This window comes from Kitasatospora sp. NPDC085464 (assembly GCF_044541955.1).
Classification (GTDB): domain Bacteria; phylum Actinomycetota; class Actinomycetes; order Streptomycetales; family Streptomycetaceae; genus Kitasatospora.
In genome coordinates this window covers 58,915-75,280 of the sequence record NZ_JBITTM010000034.1, presented here as the reverse complement: position 1 = coordinate 75,280, position 16,366 = coordinate 58,915, and the positions used below count along the sequence as shown (strand labels likewise).

Here is a 16,366-nt window from a genome sequence, read left to right as displayed (position 1 = left end):
TGACGTCGAAGACATTACACGGCGCGGGCCCGATCCACCGAATCGTGCGTGGGTGGTCACCCGCCGTGACCGTCCGCGGGCGGCCCCTCCCGGTGGTGGCAGGCCGCCTGGTGGTCCGTGCCCGGCGTGCCGCCGGTCAGGGCGGGCCGTTCCTGCTCGCAGCGGGTCCGGTCGGCCGGGGCGGTGAGCGCGGTGTAGCGCGGGCAGCGGGTGCGGAAGGGGCAGCCGGTGCGGCGCTCGGTGGGGGAGGGCGGGTCGCCGGCGAGCAGGATCCGGTCGCGGGCGCGTTCCGCGGCGGGGTCGGGGAGCGGGACGGCGGAGAGCAGGGCGCGGGTGTACGGGTGGCGGGGGCGGTCGAAGACGGCGGAGACCTCGCCCTGTTCGACCGTCCGGCCGAGGTACATCACGCTGACCCGGTCGGCGAGGTGCCTGATCACCGAGAGGTCGTGCGAGACGAACAGGTAGGAGAGCCCGAGTTCGGCCTTGAGCGCCTGCAGCAGGTTGAGCACCCCGGCCTGGATGGAGACGTCCAGCGCGGAGACCGGTTCGTCCAGCACCAGCAGCCTGGGGCGGACGGCGAGCGCCCGGGCGATCGAGACGCGCTGGCGCTGGCCGCCGGAGAACTGGTGCGGGTAGCGGACGGCGTGGTCGGGGTCGAGGCCGACCTGGCGGAGCAGTTCGGGCACCCGGCGGGCGGTCTCCGCGCGGGGGGCGCGCTGGGCGAGCAGGGGTTCCGCGATGATGTCGCCGATCGGCATCCGGGGGTCGAGGCTCGCCATCGGGTCCTGGAAGACGATCTGCAGTTCGCCCCGGAGCCGGTGGGCCTCGGCCCGGGTGAGCTTCGCGGTGTCGTGGCCGAGCAGTTCGATCCGGCCGGTCTCCGGGGCGCCGAGCCGCAGCAGTTCGAACAGCGTGGTGGACTTGCCGGAGCCGGACTCCCCGACCAGGCCGAGGGTCTCGCCCTCGCGCAGGTCGAGGTCGACGCCGTCCACCGCGTAGACCTCGCCGACCTTGCGCTTGAACACCGTGCCCTTGAGGAGCGGAAACGTTTTTCCGAGGCCGCTCACCGCCAGCACCGGCGCCAGGTCGGCGCGGTCCCCGGGAGCGGAGTCGGCCGGCAGCTCCGGTACGGGGTAGACCTCGGCCGGCGCGGGCCGCCGCTCGGCGAGTTCCGCCGACCGCACGCACGCCGACAGGTGGTCGTCCGGGCCCTCCAGGACCGGCTCCGACACCGAGCAGCGCTCCTCCGCCAGCGGGCAGCGCGCCGCGAACGGGCAGCCCGGCGGCAGCTCGGCCATCGGCGCGGGAGCGCCGGGGATCGGCACCAGCGGACCGCCGCGCCCGTCCAGCCGGGGCAGCGCGCCGATCAGCCCGAGCGAGTACGGGTGGTGCGGGGCCGCGAACAGCTCGTCCACGCCGGCCGTCTCGACCACCCGCCCCGCGTACATCACCGCGACCCGGTCGGCCGTTCCGGCGATCACCCCGAGGTCGTGGCTGACCAGGACGAGCGCGGCGCCGGTCTCCCGGCGGGCGGTGCGCAGCACGTCCAGCACCTGGGCCTGGATGGTGACGTCGAGCGCGGTGGTGGGTTCGTCGGCGAGCAGGATGTCGGGCTCGTTGGCGACGGCCATGGCGATCATCGCGCGCTGGCGCATGCCGCCGGAGAACTCGTGCGGGAAGCTGTCCAGGGCCCGGTCGGGCGCCGGGATGCCGACCAGGTCGAGGAGTTCGGCGGCCCGGCGACGTGCCGTGGCCTTGTCCACCCGCTGGTGGACGCGGACCGCCTCGGCGATCTGGTCGCCGATCCGGTAGACCGGGGTGAAGGCGGAGAGCGGGTCCTGGAAGACCATCGCGACCCGGCGGCCCCGGATCGCCGCCAGCTCCTTGCCGGGCAGTCCGACCAGCTCCCGTCCGTCCAGTCGCACCGATCCGCTGACCCGTGCCGTCCCGGGCAGCAGGCCGAGCACGGACAGCGCGGTCACGGACTTGCCGGAGCCGGACTCGCCGACGATGCCGAGGGTCTCGCCGCGCCGCAGCGTGAGGTCCACCCCGCGGACGGCGGGGACCGGGCCGTGCGGCCCGGCGAAGTCCACCCGCAGGTCCCGGACGGCGAGCAGCGGGGTTTCGACGATGGTGGTCACGGGCGCTTCCTACGGCTGTCGGAACGGTTGCTGCCGAGCGGACCGCCGGCGGAACGGCGGGAGCGGTCGGGCTGCGGTGGGCGGCCGCGGCGGCGGGCACGGCTGGGCGCGGCCCCGGAGGTGGGGTCGAGGGCGTCGCGCAGCCCGTCCCCGATCAGGTTGACGGCGAGCACGAACAGCACCAGCAGCCCGGCGGCGAAGTAGAACAGCCAGGGGAACACCGGCGCCTCGCTGGTCCCGGCGGCGAGCAGGGTGCCGAGGGAGACGTCCGGTGCCTTGACGCCGAAGCCGAAGTAGGAGAGGGCGGTCTCGCTCATCACGGCGCCGCCGACCGCGATGGTGGCGTCGATGATGAGGAAGGAGGCGACGTTCGGCAGGATGTGCCGGCTGATGATCCGCAGCGGCCGTACGCCCATGAACCGTGCGGCGCGGACGAATTCGCGCTCGCGCAGGGAGATGGTCATCGAGCGGACCACCCGGGCGGTGATCATCCAGTTGAACAGCGCGAGCAGCAGGACGAAGGCGATCCAGCCGGCGCTCTTCAGCCGCGACGAGACGATGGTGATGATCAGGAAGGCGGGGAAGACCAGCAGCAGGTCGACCAGGAACATCAGCGCCCGGTCCGCCCAGCCGCCGAAGTAGCCGGCGCAGGCGCCGACCACGGAGGCCAGCACGGTGGAGAGGAGCGCCACCAGCAGGCCGATGACGAGCGACTTCTGCAGCCCGCGGAGGGTCTGCGCGAACACGTCCTGGCCGACCCCGTTGGTGCCGAACCAGTGCTCGGCGGAGGGGGGTTGGTGCAGCGCGGAGAAGTCGGGGGTGGCGTAGTCCCAGGGCGTGAGGAACGGCCCGCCGAAGGCGAGCGCGAACAGCAGCAGGACGACGGCGGCTCCGACGAGCGCCCCGCGCGCGGCGAGCAGCCGGGCCAGGACGAGTCGGCCGCGGCCGGCGGCCCGGGGGGTGCCGGCGGACAGCGGGAGTCCGGCCGGCCCGGCGGGCCCGGTGGGTTCGGCCGGCTGGGCGGAGAGGGTGGTCATCTCGGGTTTCCTCCGGTCAGGACCGCACGCGCGGGTCGAGGGCGGCGTGCAGGGTGTCGGCGAGGAAACCGGAGACGAGGACGACGACCGCGGTGAACAGGTTGATCGCCACCACCGAGTTGACGTCCTGTTCGTTGATCGACTGGATCAGCCACTCGCCCATGCCGTGCCAGCCGAAGATCGTCTCGGTGAAGATCGCGCCGGTGAAGATGCCCAGGAAGCTGTACGCGAACATGGTCGACATCGGGATCACGGCGGTGCGCAGCCCGTGCTTCAGCAGCGCCCGTCCGCGGGTGAGGCCCTTGGCCTCGGCGGTGCGCAGGTAGTCGGAGCCGAGCACGTCGAGCATGGTGCCGCGCTGGTAGCGGCTGTAGGTGGCGAGGCCGCCGAGGGCCAGCGAGATGGTGGGCAGCAGCAGGTGCAGCGCCCAGTCGGACAGGTGGGCGCCGAGGCCGCCGGTGAGCCCGGGGGTCTCGTAGCCGGTGAACGGGATCACCTCGTGGCCGGCGGCGTCCTTGGCGGCGATGGCGCCGTTCTTGAGGAACAGCGCGACCAGGAAGACCGGCGTGGAGAGCAGGACGAAGGACAGCACGGTCAGCAGCCGGTCGGAGATCCGGTACTGGCGGACGGCGCTCCACGCCCCGGCGGCGATGCCGAGGAGGATGCCGAGCAGGCTGCCGATCAGCAGCAGCCGCAGGGACACCCAGACCCGGCGGCCGAAGTCGTCGGTGACCGGGGTGTCGTGGATGGTCCGGCCGAGGTCGCCGTGCAGCAGCCCGCCGGCCCAGTGGCCGAAGCGGTCGAGCACCGGGGTGCGGTCGTTCAGGTTGAGGGCGGTGAGCTGGCGTTCGACCGATGCGGCGGACGGGCGGGGGACCTTGGCGTCGAAGTAGGCGCGCGGCTGCAGGGCCGTCGCGGAGATCGCGTACGCCAGGAAGACGGCGGCGATCAGCAGCACCGCGTAGTAGCTCAGCCGCTTCGCCAGGTAGCGGAGCATCAACGGCCGCCCGGGGTGGGGGCGGGGCCGACGCGTCTGGTGGGCATCGGGTCTCGGCCTTCGGTCGGGGCCCGGTCGGGCCGTCAGGTGGCGTATTCGGAGCGGAAGTTGGGAAACCGCAGGTCAGAGTGAAGCACTCGGGGACGGCGGCGGTGTTGCGGCGGTGTTGCCCCCCGTGACGTTTGGATCAGGCGTGCGTTCCTCCCCCTGGTGGCGGATCTGATCCGCTGTTACGTTCCTCTGGCTCGATGCCGGATTGAGTGCCCACGCTCAAGCCCAGTCATGCCTCTCGCGCCCGATTCACGTTCCGACCCACGCCACCAGGGGGACCCCCATGGACGCTTCCACCACGGCCCGCCGTCTCGGCCGGGCGGCCGCCGCGGCCGTCGCCGTCGCGCTCGCGGTCACCGCGTGCACCTCGGGCGGGGGCGGCTCGTCCGGCGACGTGGCCAAGAGCGAGCCGCCGAGGCAGGACTCCCAGGACATCAACGCCAAGCCGCTGGACCAGATCAAGGACGGCGGCGAGGTGCGCTTCGCGCTGGACCAGTGGATAAGCCAGTGGAACCCGCTGCAGGTGGACGGCGGCTCGTACACCGACACGGTGGACCTGATCCGGGCCCTGGAGCCGACGCTCTTCGACACCGACGCCTCCGGGGCCTTCCAGGCGAACCCGAACTACCTGGTGGAGGCCAAGGTCACCTCGACCTCGCCGCAGGTGATCACCTACAAGCTCAACCCCAAGGCCAAGTGGTCGGACGGCAAGCCGCTGAGCTACCTGGACTTCAAGGCCGACTGGCAGGCGAGCAACGGCAAGGACCCGGCGTACAACGGCTACGACCCGTCCGGCTACGAGCTGATCTCCGCGGTCGAGCAGGGCGCCGACTCGTCCGAGGTGAAGGTCACCTTCTCGGAGCCGTACGCGGACTGGCAGAACCTGTTCCGTCCGCTGGTGCCGGCGGCCGGCATCGCCACCCCGGACGACTTCAACAAGGGCTGGGTGGAGAAGGTCCCGATCACCGCGGGCCCGCTGAAGATCGGCGTGGCGGACAAGACCGCGCAGACCATCAGCCTCGTCCCGGACCCGGCCTGGTGGGGTACCCGGGCCAAGCTCGACAAGATCACCTTCCGGGTGATGGACAAGGCGGCGAGCATCCAGGCGTACCTCAACAACGAGATCGACTTCGCCTCGGCCGGCACGGCCACCGCGTACGGCCAGCTCAAGGGCGCCAAGGACACCGTGATCCGGGCCGCCAGCCCGTGGGACGAGGTGCACATCTCCTTCGGCGGCACCGGCGCGCTGGCGGACCAGAGGGTCCGCCAGGCGCTCGGCAGGGCCATCGACCGCTCGGCGCTGATCAAGATCGCCAACAACGGGGTGCCGGTGGAGTTCAAGCCGCTCGGCAACCACATCATCATGCCCAACCAGGCCGGCTACCAGGACAACTCCGGCGACTGGGCGAAGTTCGACCAGGCCGCGGCCAAGAAGCTGCTGGACGAGGCCGGTTGGAAGGAGTCCGGCGGCGGCCCGCGCACCAAGGACGGGCAGTCGCTGGAACTCCACTGGGTGCTCAGCGACGGCTCCACCCAGGCCCAGCTCGACCTCGCCACCGCGGCGGCGGCGATGTGGCAGACGGTCGGGGTCAAGGTCGACCTGGACAAGGTGGCCGCCAACGACTACTTCGCCAAGTACGTCACCCCGGGCAAGTTCGACATCGCGAGCTGGCGCAACACCGACTCCTTCCCCGACTCCAAGAGCCTGGCCAACTTCCGGCTGCCGGTGGGCGACAACACCTTCAGCAACCCCTCCCGGCTGGGCACCCCGGAGATCGACGGCCTGCTGAAGAAGGCGGCCGGTACGGTCGACCCGGTGGAGGCCGCGAAGCTCTACAACCAGGCGGACGCGAAGATCTGGGAGCTCGGCCACACCGTCGAGCTCTACCAGCGGCCCACGGTCGTGGCGGTGCGTAAGGGCCTCGCCAACTACGGCGCGTTCGGTCTCGCGGCGACGGACTACAGCAAGGTCGGCTGGGAGAAGTAGCCACTGCGGGCACGGCGACGCGGGCCGCACGGCAGGCGCTGGCGAGCAGCGCGGTGATCACGAGGCCGGTGGTGCGGACACGGGAAGGTCGGCTCCGCCGCCCCCGCTGTCCCGCCACCCGCCTTGACCTTCCGCGTTGCCCGCAGACCGCCCGTGTCATGGGCCCCGCAGGGCCCGCGCTCTTCCGACCGGGGATGAATCTAGCGGCGCCCCGGCCCCTCGCGGTGCATCACGCGGGGCGCGTCCGGAAACCCGCCGAGCTGTCACCCACTTCGCGCACCGGTGCGTCAACTACGGCTGACGGCAAGGGAAGAACGCGACGAGCGGGGTCTTCGCCGGTGGGGCGCGGCGGGTCCCGGCAGGGGCGCACCACCCGGCGCACGCGCCGTGCCGGTGCGTGCGCCGGGCCCGGGGCGCTGTCAGGATGCGCGGGGACGATCCGCCCCTCCCGACCCCGGAGCAGCCCCGATGGCCAGTGATCCCGCCGCCCCGGCACCCCGCGCGCACCACGTCGACCCGCCGCCGGTGCGCCGGATGGTCCCGCGCGACCGCCACGAGCCGCACCGGGTCGCCACCCCGCTGGAGCTCTTCTTCGACCTCTGCTTCGTGGTCGCGGTCGGCCAGGCCGGGCGCGAACTGGCCCACTACCTCGCGGCCGGGCACTACGGAGACGGCCTGCGCGGCTACACCCTCGCCTTCTTCGCGATCTGGTGGGCCTGGATGAACTTCACCTGGTTCGCCTCCGCGTACGACTGCGACGACGTGCCGTACCGGATCACCACGCTGGTGCAGATCGCCGGGGTGCTGATCCTCGCCGCCGGGGTGCCGCGGCTGTTTGCCACCCAGGACCTGACGCTGGCGATCACCGGGTATGTGGTGATGCGCCTCGCGATGGTCACCCAGTGGCTGCGCGCGGCGGCCGCGGAGCAGGGCGAGGCCCGGCGGGTCGCGCTGCGGTACGCGGTGGGGATCACGCTCTGCCAGATCGGCTGGGTGGTGGTGGTGTTCCTGCCGGAGGACGTCCGTCCGTACGTCATCCCGGTCGGCGTGCTGTGCGAGCTGGCGGTTCCGGTGATCGCGGAGCTGCGGATGCAGACCTCCTGGCACCCGCACCACATCTCCGAGCGGTACGGGCTGTTCACCCTCATCGTGCTCGGCGAGACGGTCGCGGCGGCGACCGTCGCGGTGCAGTCGGCGGTGGACGAGCACGAGGAGCTGGGCCGGCTGGTGCCGCTGGCGGCCGGCGGCCTGCTGATCTGCTTCGCCGCCTGGTGGATCTACTTCGCCCGGCCCGTCCACGAGCACCTGCGCTCCAACCGGCAGGCCTTCGCCTGGGGTTACGGGCACTACGTGGTGTTCGCCTCGGCGGCGGCGATCGGCGCCGGGCTGGAGGTCGCGGTGGAGTCGACCGCGCACAAGGCGGAGATCTCCGAGACCGCCGCGACCGCGACGGTCACCGTGCCCACCGCGATCTACCTGGTCACCGTCTGGTTCCTGCACTCCCGGCACACCAAGCGCGGCGCACTCGCCCAGGCGGTGGCGCCGGTCGGGGCCGCACTGGTGCTGGCCTGCACCGCCTTCGGCGGCTCCGGGGTGCCGGCGGCGGGCCTGGTCTGCACGCTGATGGTGGCGGCGGGCGTGCTGATCCACGGCCGGGAGAGCAGGACCGCCGGGGTGTCCTGACTCCGCCGCGGTGGAGTGCCGGCCCGACCCCCGGGGGCGTCCCGACTCACCACCGGGGTGTCCTAGCTCCGCCCCAGCAGGACGGGTTCGTGCCGCGACAGCCAGGCCAGGTAGGCCGGGTTGACCTTGGCCAGATCCAGGTAGGCGGCGCGCAGTTCGCCGTACAGCGCGTCCAGCGCGGGCGGGCTGAGCGCGCGCGGACGCCAGGTGAACAGCAGCCGGACGGCCAACGGGTCCCCGTGCACCGGGCGGACGACCGTGCCGGGCCCCGGCGGGGAGGTCGGCTGACAGGGGCGGACGGCCTCGCCGGAGGCGACCAGCTCGGCGGCGGTGGCGTTGTCCCGTACCTGCAGTACGCGGGGGTTGAGCCCGGCCCCGCTGAACACCCGGCGCATCGCCGCGTACTCGTGGTCGGCGGTCGGGTCGACCATCCAGGTGTCCTCGGCGAGGTCGGTGAGACGGACGACCTGGCGGGCCGCGGCCGGGTGCCCCGCGGCGAGCTCGACGTACTGCGGCTCGCGCGCCATCAGCACCCGCTGCTCGGCGTCCGGCGGCACCCGCAGCGGGAAGCCCTCGCTCTCGTGCACGAAGGCCACGTCCAGCTGGTCGGCGGCGACCATCCGCAGCAGCGCGCTGGCCGAGACGTCTACGTGGATCGTGGTGTCGGTGTCCGGCAGCCGCTCGTGCACCCGGCGAAGCCAGGCCGCGACCGCGCGGCTGCCGACGCTGCCGATGCGCAGTCGCCGGTGCCGGCCGGACCCCGTCGCGTCGCGGGCCTCCTGGCGGGCGGCGGCCACCAGCGCTGCCATCTCGGTGATCACCGGCCTGGCCCGGGAGAGCACCGAGTGGCCGAGCGGGGTGGGCCTGCTGCCGGTCTGCTCGCGGGTGAACAGGGTTCCGCCGATGGCCCGTTCGATGCGGTGCAGCTGGGTGGTGAGGGAGGGCTGGGTCATGCCGAGCTGGAGCGCGGCCTTGCGGAGGCTGCCGCTGTCGGCGATCGCGCACAGCACCCGGAGGTGTCTCACGTCGAGCTCCACGTTCCGGAGCATAGACGCCTCCGCGCCAGATCGCCAAGGACATGACAGGTAGTCAAAGGTGCCTCGACGGAACGTGCTACGGGTCCCGGTAGGTATGCGGCGGTGCTATCGCCGGTTGACATCATCCGCGACCGGCCCGGGCTGTCCGAAGCTCGGGGGCAGCAACCCGCCGCGGCCACCGGTCCCGGCGGTCCCCCACCACGCGCCGCCGCCGTGCCCGGCCCCCACCGGTCCCGGCGGGGCGGCGCACCGCGAACCCGGAGCCCTCACATGAAGCGATCCGTGCTGTCCGCCGCCCTGGGCCTGGCCCTCGCGGTCGGCCTCGCGACCCTGCCCGCCACCGCTGCCGTCGCCGCACCGGCCGCCCCGGCTGCCCCGGCCGTCCAGGGCTACACCCCGGCCACGTACGCCGGTTCGGCCGCGGAGGCCGCGAACAACCGGGCCTTCTTCCGGGCCGTGGTGGCCTCGGTCGAGGCCAAGCGGGCCGCCAACCCCTGGCTGCGGACCGTCACCGTCACCTACGACACCGCCAACGCGCCCTCCTTCGCCGACCAGATAGCCGGCGCCGCACGGATCTGGAACGGCTCGGTGCGCAACGTGCAGCTCCAGGAGACCGGCGGCAACGGCGACTTCTCGTACTACGAGGGCAGCGACAGCCGGGGCTCCTACGCCAGCACCGACGGGCACGGCCACGGCTACGTCTTCCTCGACTACCAGCAGAACCAGGAGTACGACTCGCTGCGGGTGACCGCCCACGAGACCGGGCACGTGCTCGGCCTGCCCGACGACTACTCCGGCCCGTGCAGCGAGCTGATGTCCGGCGGCGGCCCCGGCCCGTCCTGCACCAACCCCTACCCCGACGCCGACGAGCGCAGCCAGGTCGACGACCTCTGGGCGAACGGTCTTGCGGCGGTGAACAAGGCTGCCCGGTAGCGGAGTTCGGGCGCGGCAGGCCGCTCGGCCGGAATCGAGCGGCCCGCCGCTCCGGGTACTTCCCCGCCTCGGAGCCTAGCCGCCACCGGAACGGAATGCCAGGGGCACGGTTGGGTCAAGACGAGGAAAAGACGGCTCAAATCGGCCGTGCCCCAGGGGTATTGCACCGAGCTATCGCCGGTTGACATCATCCGCGCGCCCGCCGGGCTGTCCGAAGCTCTGGGGACATCACCCGTTGACCAGGTGTCCCCCAGGGCCGGCCCCCAACCGGCCACGACACCACAGGAACCGGAGACCCCCACATGAAGCGATCCGTGCTGTCCGCCACCCTCGGCCTGGCCCTCGCGGCCGGCCTCGCCGTGCTGCCCGCCACCGCCGCGGCCGCCGCCCCGGCCGCCCCGGCCACGCAGGGCTACACCGCCTCGACGTACGCCGGTTCGGCCGCCGAGGCCGCGGACAACCAGGCCTTCTTCCAGGCCGTGATGGCCTCCGCGAAGGCCAAGCAGGCCGCCAACCCGGGCCTGGCGACCGTCGTGGTGACCTACGACGCCAGCTCGGCCCCGTCCTTCCGCAACCAGATATCCCAGGCCGCGCAGATCTGGAACAGCTCGGTCGGCAACGTCCAGCTGCGGTCCGGCTCGGCCGCCGACTTCCGCTACTACGAGGGCAACGACAGCCGGGGCTCCTACGCCAGCACCGACGGGCACGGGCGCGGCTACGTCTTCCTCGACTACCAGCAGAACCGGCAGTACAACTCGGTGCGGGTGACCGCCCACGAGACCGGGCACGTGCTCGGCCTGCCGGACCACTACTCCGGCCCGTGCAGCGAGCTGATGTCGGGCGGCGGCCCCGGCACCTCCTGCACCAACCCCTACCCGAACAGCACCGAGCGCAGCCGCGTCAACTCCCTCTGGGCGCGCGGCTGATCCACCGGACACCCCCGGGCCGGCCGCACACCGCTGCGGCCGGCCCGGGGCGTCCCGCTGCCGCCGCTGCCACTGACGGCGGCGGTGGCCGCGGTGGCGTGTGGCGGCGGGACTGTCGGTGCCGCGTGCGAGCATGCGGGCGAGACCCTTCCGCCCCCGATCGCAAGGTGCCGCCATGACCCGCTCCGTCCCCGACCGGCTCGACGACCTCCCGTACGCCGAACTGCTGCGCCCGCACACCGGGCCGCTGCGCAGCGACGAGCGGTACGACACCGTGCACTTCGACGGCGGCGAGCACACCGACGAGTCGGTCGCCGGGGCGGCCTTCCTGGAGTGCGCCTTCACCGGCGTCGCGCTCAGCGGGGTCAAGCTGCGCCAGGCCCGGTTCAACGAGGTCTGGGTGCAGGCCGGCCGCTGGGTGGCCTGCGACCTCAGCGACTCCGAGTGGCAGGACAGCTCGTTCGTCGGCGGCGTGCTGGCCGGGGTCGCCGGGTACGGTTCGGCGCTGCGCCGGGTGGTCTTCCGCGGCTGCAAGCTGGAGGCGGTCAACCTCCGGTCGGCCGTGCTGCGGGACGTCGTCTTCGAGGACTGCCTGCTGCGCGACGTGGACTTCGGCGAGGCGAAGCTGACCTCGGTGTCCTTCCCCGGCTCGACGCTGGAGGAGGTCCGGCTGCGCGGTGCGACGCTGAGCAAGACCGACCTGCGCGGCGCCGTCCGGCTCGGGCTGACCGACGGACACCAGGGGCTGCGCGGCGCGGTCATCAGCTCCACCCAGCTGCTGGAGCTGGCGCCGCAGTTCGCCCAGGCGCTGGGGATCGAGGTGAAGGACCGCTGACCGGATCCCTCTCCGTCCTCCCCGGCGTTTCAGTCCCGCGTTCAGCCCGACGTCGCTCGGTGACCGCAGGGCGAACAGTCCGCCAAACCTGCTGCGCGCATCTGGTGGCCCGCCACGTACGCGGTGGAGACTTCTCCGCGATCGAGTGAGCCCCGACTTGTGTACACAACATCGCCAGCGAAGGGACGGGCCGGACTGATGGCCGAGCTGAGTCGTAGGAAGTTCGTCACGCTGTCCGGGGTGGCCGCGGCCGGTCTGGCCGTGGCCGGCACCGGTGCCGCGGGCGCCGCCCCGGGCGCTCCCGCGGTGGCCTCCACCACCACGCTCCGGCAGACCGGCACCATCAACGACGTGCAGCACGTGGTGATCCTCATGCAGGAGAACCGCAGCTTCGACCACTACTTCGGCATGCTGCGCGGCGTGCGCGGCTTCGCCGACCGCAGCGCGATCCAGATCGCCGGCGGCTACAGCGTCTTCAACCAGCCCAACGGCCTGTTCAGCCGCCAGTACCCGTGGCAGTTCAGCCAGACCAAGCCGGCCGGCGGCGCCGACCCGGAGCGCCTCGCCCAGTGCAACGGCGACCTCAGCCACGGCTGGAGCGACCAGCACAGCGCGTGGAACAGCGGCAAGTTGGACAACTGGGTCTCCGCCAAGGGCAACGTGCGCACGCTCGGCTTCCTCACCCGCCAGGACATCCCGTTCCACTACGCGCTGGCCGAGAACTGGACCATCTGCGACGCCTACCACTGCTCGGTGCTGAGCGCGACCGGCCCCAACCGCACCTACCACTGGTCCGGTCAGATCGACCCGTCCGGCACCGCGGGCGGCCCGGCCTACGACGGCGGCGACGAGAAGGGCCTGCGCTGGCAGACCTTCGCCGAGGCCCTGGAGAACGCCGGGGTCAGCTGGAAGGTCTACCAGAACGCCGCCGACAACTACGGCGACAACGCCCTCGCCTACTTCAACCAGTTCTCCGGCGCCCCGGCGGGCAGCCCGCTGGCCGTCAAGGGCATGGGCTCGGTGCCCAAGGTCACCGGCCGCACCCCGGACGACATCGTCGCGGCGATCAAGGCCGACGTGCTGGCGGGCACCCTCCCGCAGGTCTCCTGGATCGTCCCCGACCAGGCCTCCTCGGAGCACCCGTACGCCACCCCGGCCGACGGCGCGCACTTCGTCCACAACGTGATCGACGCGTTGAACGCGGACCCGAACGTCTTCAACTCGTCCGTCCTGTTCATCAACTACGACGAGAACGACGGCTTCTTCGACCACGTGCCGCCGCCGGTCGCCCCGGCCGGCACTCCGGGCGAGTTCTACAACGGCACCAACATCGGCCTCGGCTTCCGCGTCCCGATGATCGCGGTCTCGCCCTGGACCCGCGGCGGCTGGGTCAACTCCGAGACCTTCGACCACACCTCGGTGCTGCGCTTCCTGGAGGTCTGGACGGCCGCCCTCGGGAGGCCCGCCACCAGCCCGAACATCAGCGACTGGCGCCGGCGCGTCTGCGGCGACCTCACCAGCGTGTTCGACTTCGCCAACCCGGTGTACGGCCTGCCGGCGCTGCCCGACACCTCGCAGACCATCGGCCTGTCCGCCTGCGGCCCGCTGCCCAACCCGGCCCCGGTGAACAACCAGCTGCCGCTGCAGGAGTCCGGCACCCGCCCGGCCCGCGCCCTGCCGTACCAGCCGAACGCCAACCTGGACCACCTGGAGTTCGGCTCGGGCGGGGTGATGAAGGTCTGGATCGCCATGGCCAACGGCGGCTCCAAGTCCTCGCACTTCGCCGCGTACGCCAACGCCTACCGCGGTGGCGGCCCCTGGCAGTACACCGTCGACCCGGGCGGCAGCACCAGCGACTTCTTCAACTGCGGCACCGGTTTCGGCGGCGGCCCGTACGACCTCACCGTCGTCGGCCCCAACCGCTTCCTGCGCCGCTTCAAGGGCGACGCGACGAAGGCGGGCAAGAACGCCGCCGTCACCGCCTCGTACGCGGTGGAGGCCGGCACCGGCAAGCTGGCCATCTGGTTCAAGCTGGCCAACAACGGCAGCACCCCGATGACCTTCACCATCGCCCCCGACAACTACCGGACCGACGGCCCCTGGACCTACCAGGTCCCGGCCGGCGTCAGCGTCAGCGACTACTTCAACGCCGTCGCCTACACCAACGGCTGGTACGACTTCACCGTCACGGTGGACGCGGACAGCAGCTGGTCGCAGCGCTTCACCGGCCACCTGGAGACCGGCGCGCCCAGCGTCAGCGGCTGATGCCCGCTCTCACTGTGTGAACCCCCTGGGTCCCGCTGCCCGTTCTTCCGGGTAGCGGGGCCTTCGGTTTCCCGTGAATGAACTCGCACAGTCGGCGTGAACAGTAAAGTTCGTATACGAAGTTCAATGTTCGGGGTGGTGTGTGCATGAAGGAGGTCAGGCCTCCCGGTCCGGTCGTATGGATACCGTCAGGAGTCGCAAAGCGCAGGATTTCTGGCCCTATCATCCAACTTTGTCGAGAAGAAAGGATGATTTTGCCATGGAACCCCTGTCCCGCCTGAAACGCGCCCTCGCCTGCGGGGTTGCCGCAGTCGCCGTGTTCTCCGGCCTGACCGTGCAGGCCCAGGCCGCGCCGACGGCGAACGCCCCCGTGGACAAGACCTGCGGAACCCCGGCCGTGCCGGGCGGCGGCAACTGTATGAGCTCGCTGATCAGCTCCGCCTTCGACGTCATCAAGCTGATGCGCAACGCCGCAAACCTCAATAAGGTGGACAACGCGGAGTTCACCCAGAGCACCGCGACGAAGTTGAGCGAGAAGTTCCCGGGGTTCAACGTCATGGTGTTCAAGACCGTGGGCACCGACCTGTATGACACCGAGTGGTTCAAGAACGAGTACAAGGCCGACATGAAGGGGGTGCTGATCGACACCACCTACAAGCTCAACCATTACCTGGACAAGGACAAGAAGGAGCCTTCCGGCTATGACATCTTCCGGATCTGGGTATTCCAGGGGGACTCGACCTTCCGTAACCGGGGCGACGGCGGCTACATGAACTGGGCATTCATGGGCAACGACGGCGACACCGTCAAAAAGGAGTCATGGACCTGCCGGGCGGGCACCGCGCGGCCCTACAAGTGCGACGGTGACGTACGCACCATCCACTTTCCCGCACGGTCCGGCTACGCCACCAGGACCGGCAGCCTGACCCCCGACTCCAGCAGCCCCGGCTACCACGCCTGCCTGGACGTCAGTGGCAACGGCACCGCGAACGGCACCCCCGTGCAGATGTGGGAGTGCAACGGCGGCGACGCGCAGAAGTGGACCTACAACGGGTACAAGCTCCAAGCGGCCAACGGTAAGTGTCTCGACCTGGAGGCCAACAAGACCGCGAACGGGACCAAGCTTCAGGTCTGGGACTGCCTGGAAATCCCCGGTCAACGCTGGAACATGTCGCCCAGCGGCACTCTGCGGCACATGACGGACCAGGATGACCGGTCCAAGGACGTCTGCATCGACGACTTCAACGGCCAGACCGCCAACGGCAGCACCGTGGCGGCCTGGGCTTGCGGCTCCGAGGACAGGCGGGACGCGCCCAACCAGAACTGGGCCTGGGGCGGCACCCCGTCGACCACCAACCCGACCACACCCGGCAACGGCGCCGACGTGTACCTGAAGCTTTCCAACGGGCTGGGCGCCGTCCCGCTCAGCGGTTCCGCGGGCGCGTCGGTCGTCCCCGGGCTCCGGGGTGGCAACGAATCAAAGTGGAAGGTCACCTCCGTGGGCGGGGGTCGCTACCGGATCACCAGCTCCTACGGGCTGGACCTCACCGAGAACAGCAGCTACCTGGCCGAACTCCAGCCGTGGAGCAACTCCTCCAAGCAGAAGTGGGAGCTCGTCGGAGTCGGCAACGGCAAGTACCAGATCCGGATCTCCGACGACGACTGCCTCGCCCACGATGCCGACTTCAAGCAACTCGGCGTGTGGACGTGCAAGCAGGGCTGGCAGCAGGAGTGGGTGCTTGAGTCCACGTCCGGCGGTGTGATCACGCCGACCGACCCGACCACTCCGACGAAGCCGAACCCGAAGCCGACCACCCCGCCGACCGGGGGCGGCTCCAGCATCCCGACCGAGCGGCCGCTGTTCCTGAAGCTCTCCAACGGTTTGGGCGCGTCGGCACCCACCGAGACCGCGAGCTGGGGAGCGCCGATCGTGGGCGGGATCCTGGGGTACAAGGGGTCCCGCTGGACGATCAAGCCGCTGGGCGGGGGGCGCTACCGGATCGTCAACGACCTCGGGTTCAACCTCACCGAGAACCCTGACACCTATGTCGCCGAGCAGCAGGCGTGGGGCGACACCTCCAACCAGAAGTGGGAGTTCGTCAGCCTCGGCAACGGCAAGTACCAGATCCGGATCTCCGACGACGACTGCCTCACCCACGACGCCGACTTCAAGCAACTCGGTGTGTGGAGCTGTGAGGGCGGCTGGAAGCAGGAGTGGTCCTTCCAGCTCCTCTGATCGGCAACCCGTGGTGGCGCCCGCCGCCCTGCCCGGCGTCAGCGTCAGCGACCACTTCAACGCCGTCGCCTACACCAACGGCTGGTACGACTTCACCGTCACGGTGGACGCGGACAGCAGCTGGTCGCAGCGCTTCACCGGCCACCTGGAGACCGGCGCGCCCAGCGTCAGCGGCTGACGGCCGCTCCCCGCGCACGGCACACGGGCCCCACCACCCGCCGTCGGGTGGTGGGGCTCC

11 protein-coding genes and 1 pseudogene are annotated in these 16,366 nt (G+C 71.4%); 8 read left to right on the top strand and 4 right to left on the bottom strand.

Annotated features, from left to right (window positions below; genetic code table 11):
• Window positions 1-56 precede the first annotated feature (56 nt).
• Genes ACIGG8_RS28350 through ACIGG8_RS28340 form a run of 3 tightly spaced genes read right to left on the bottom strand, consistent with a single transcriptional unit; the run spans window position 57 to window position 4,175 of the window.
• Complete coding sequence (locus ACIGG8_RS28350) at window positions 57-2,141, bottom strand: dipeptide ABC transporter ATP-binding protein (RefSeq protein ID WP_396551635.1); 2,085 nt, start codon at window positions 2,139-2,141, stop codon at window positions 57-59.
• Complete coding sequence (locus ACIGG8_RS28345; RefSeq protein ID WP_396551634.1) at window positions 2,138-3,178, bottom strand: ABC transporter permease; 1,041 nt, start codon at window positions 3,176-3,178, stop codon at window positions 2,138-2,140. The genes ACIGG8_RS28350 and ACIGG8_RS28345 overlap by 4 nt, the downstream gene beginning before the upstream one ends.
• Before the next feature lie 16 nt (window positions 3,179-3,194).
• Window positions 3,195-4,175, bottom strand: coding sequence for an ABC transporter permease (locus tag ACIGG8_RS28340; protein ID WP_350521891.1), 981 nt, complete (start codon window positions 4,173-4,175; stop codon window positions 3,195-3,197).
• 334 nt (window positions 4,176-4,509) lie between these two features.
• On the opposite strand from ACIGG8_RS28340, the gene ACIGG8_RS28335 reads away from it, so the two are divergent.
• Both ACIGG8_RS28335 and ACIGG8_RS28330 read left to right on the top strand, forming a co-directional pair.
• Complete coding sequence (locus ACIGG8_RS28335; protein ID WP_396551633.1) at window positions 4,510-6,213, top strand: ABC transporter family substrate-binding protein; 1,704 nt, start codon at window positions 4,510-4,512, stop codon at window positions 6,211-6,213.
• A 468-nt stretch (window positions 6,214-6,681) separates the two neighbouring features.
• Complete coding sequence (locus tag ACIGG8_RS28330) at window positions 6,682-7,896, top strand: low temperature requirement protein A (RefSeq protein WP_396551632.1); 1,215 nt, start codon at window positions 6,682-6,684, stop codon at window positions 7,894-7,896.
• 62 nt (window positions 7,897-7,958) lie between these two features.
• Here the strand turns inward: ACIGG8_RS28330 and ACIGG8_RS28325 are convergent, their stop codons facing one another.
• Window positions 7,959-8,933 (bottom strand): LysR family transcriptional regulator, encoded by a 975-nt coding sequence (locus ACIGG8_RS28325; RefSeq protein ID WP_350521894.1) that lies wholly within the window; start codon window positions 8,931-8,933, stop codon window positions 7,959-7,961.
• Window positions 8,934-9,203: 270 nt separating this feature from the next.
• Here ACIGG8_RS28325 and snpA (ACIGG8_RS28320) point away from each other — a divergent pair, with 270 nt between their 5' ends.
• The 6 genes and pseudogenes from snpA (ACIGG8_RS28320) to ACIGG8_RS28295 all read left to right on the top strand — a co-directional run.
• Entirely contained in the window at window positions 9,204-9,866 is a 663-nt protein-coding gene (gene snpA, locus ACIGG8_RS28320) for a snapalysin (protein WP_396551631.1), read from the top strand.
• A 302-nt stretch (window positions 9,867-10,168) separates the two neighbouring features.
• A complete protein-coding gene (gene snpA / locus ACIGG8_RS28315) occupies window positions 10,169-10,792 on the top strand; it encodes a snapalysin (protein ID WP_396551630.1) in 624 nt (207 codons plus the stop codon).
• Window positions 10,793-10,967: 175 nt separating this feature from the next.
• Window positions 10,968-11,627, top strand: coding sequence for a pentapeptide repeat-containing protein (locus ACIGG8_RS28310; RefSeq protein ID WP_396551629.1), 660 nt, complete (start codon window positions 10,968-10,970; stop codon window positions 11,625-11,627).
• 198 nt (window positions 11,628-11,825) lie between these two features.
• Window positions 11,826-13,892 carry a phosphocholine-specific phospholipase C gene (locus tag ACIGG8_RS28305; RefSeq protein ID WP_396551628.1) on the top strand — a complete coding sequence of 689 codons (2,067 nt, stop codon included), beginning with the start codon at window positions 11,826-11,828 and terminating at the stop codon, window positions 13,890-13,892.
• Window positions 13,893-14,151: 259 nt separating this feature from the next.
• On the top strand, window positions 14,152-16,128 hold the full coding sequence (locus tag ACIGG8_RS28300) for a ricin-type beta-trefoil lectin domain protein (RefSeq protein WP_396551627.1): 1,977 nt from the start codon (window positions 14,152-14,154) through the stop codon (window positions 16,126-16,128).
• Window positions 16,129-16,162: 34 nt separating this feature from the next.
• Window positions 16,163-16,306 (top strand): annotated as a pseudogene (locus ACIGG8_RS28295) (phospholipase domain-containing protein); the annotation flags it as partial.
• Window positions 16,307-16,366: the final 60 nt, after the last annotated feature.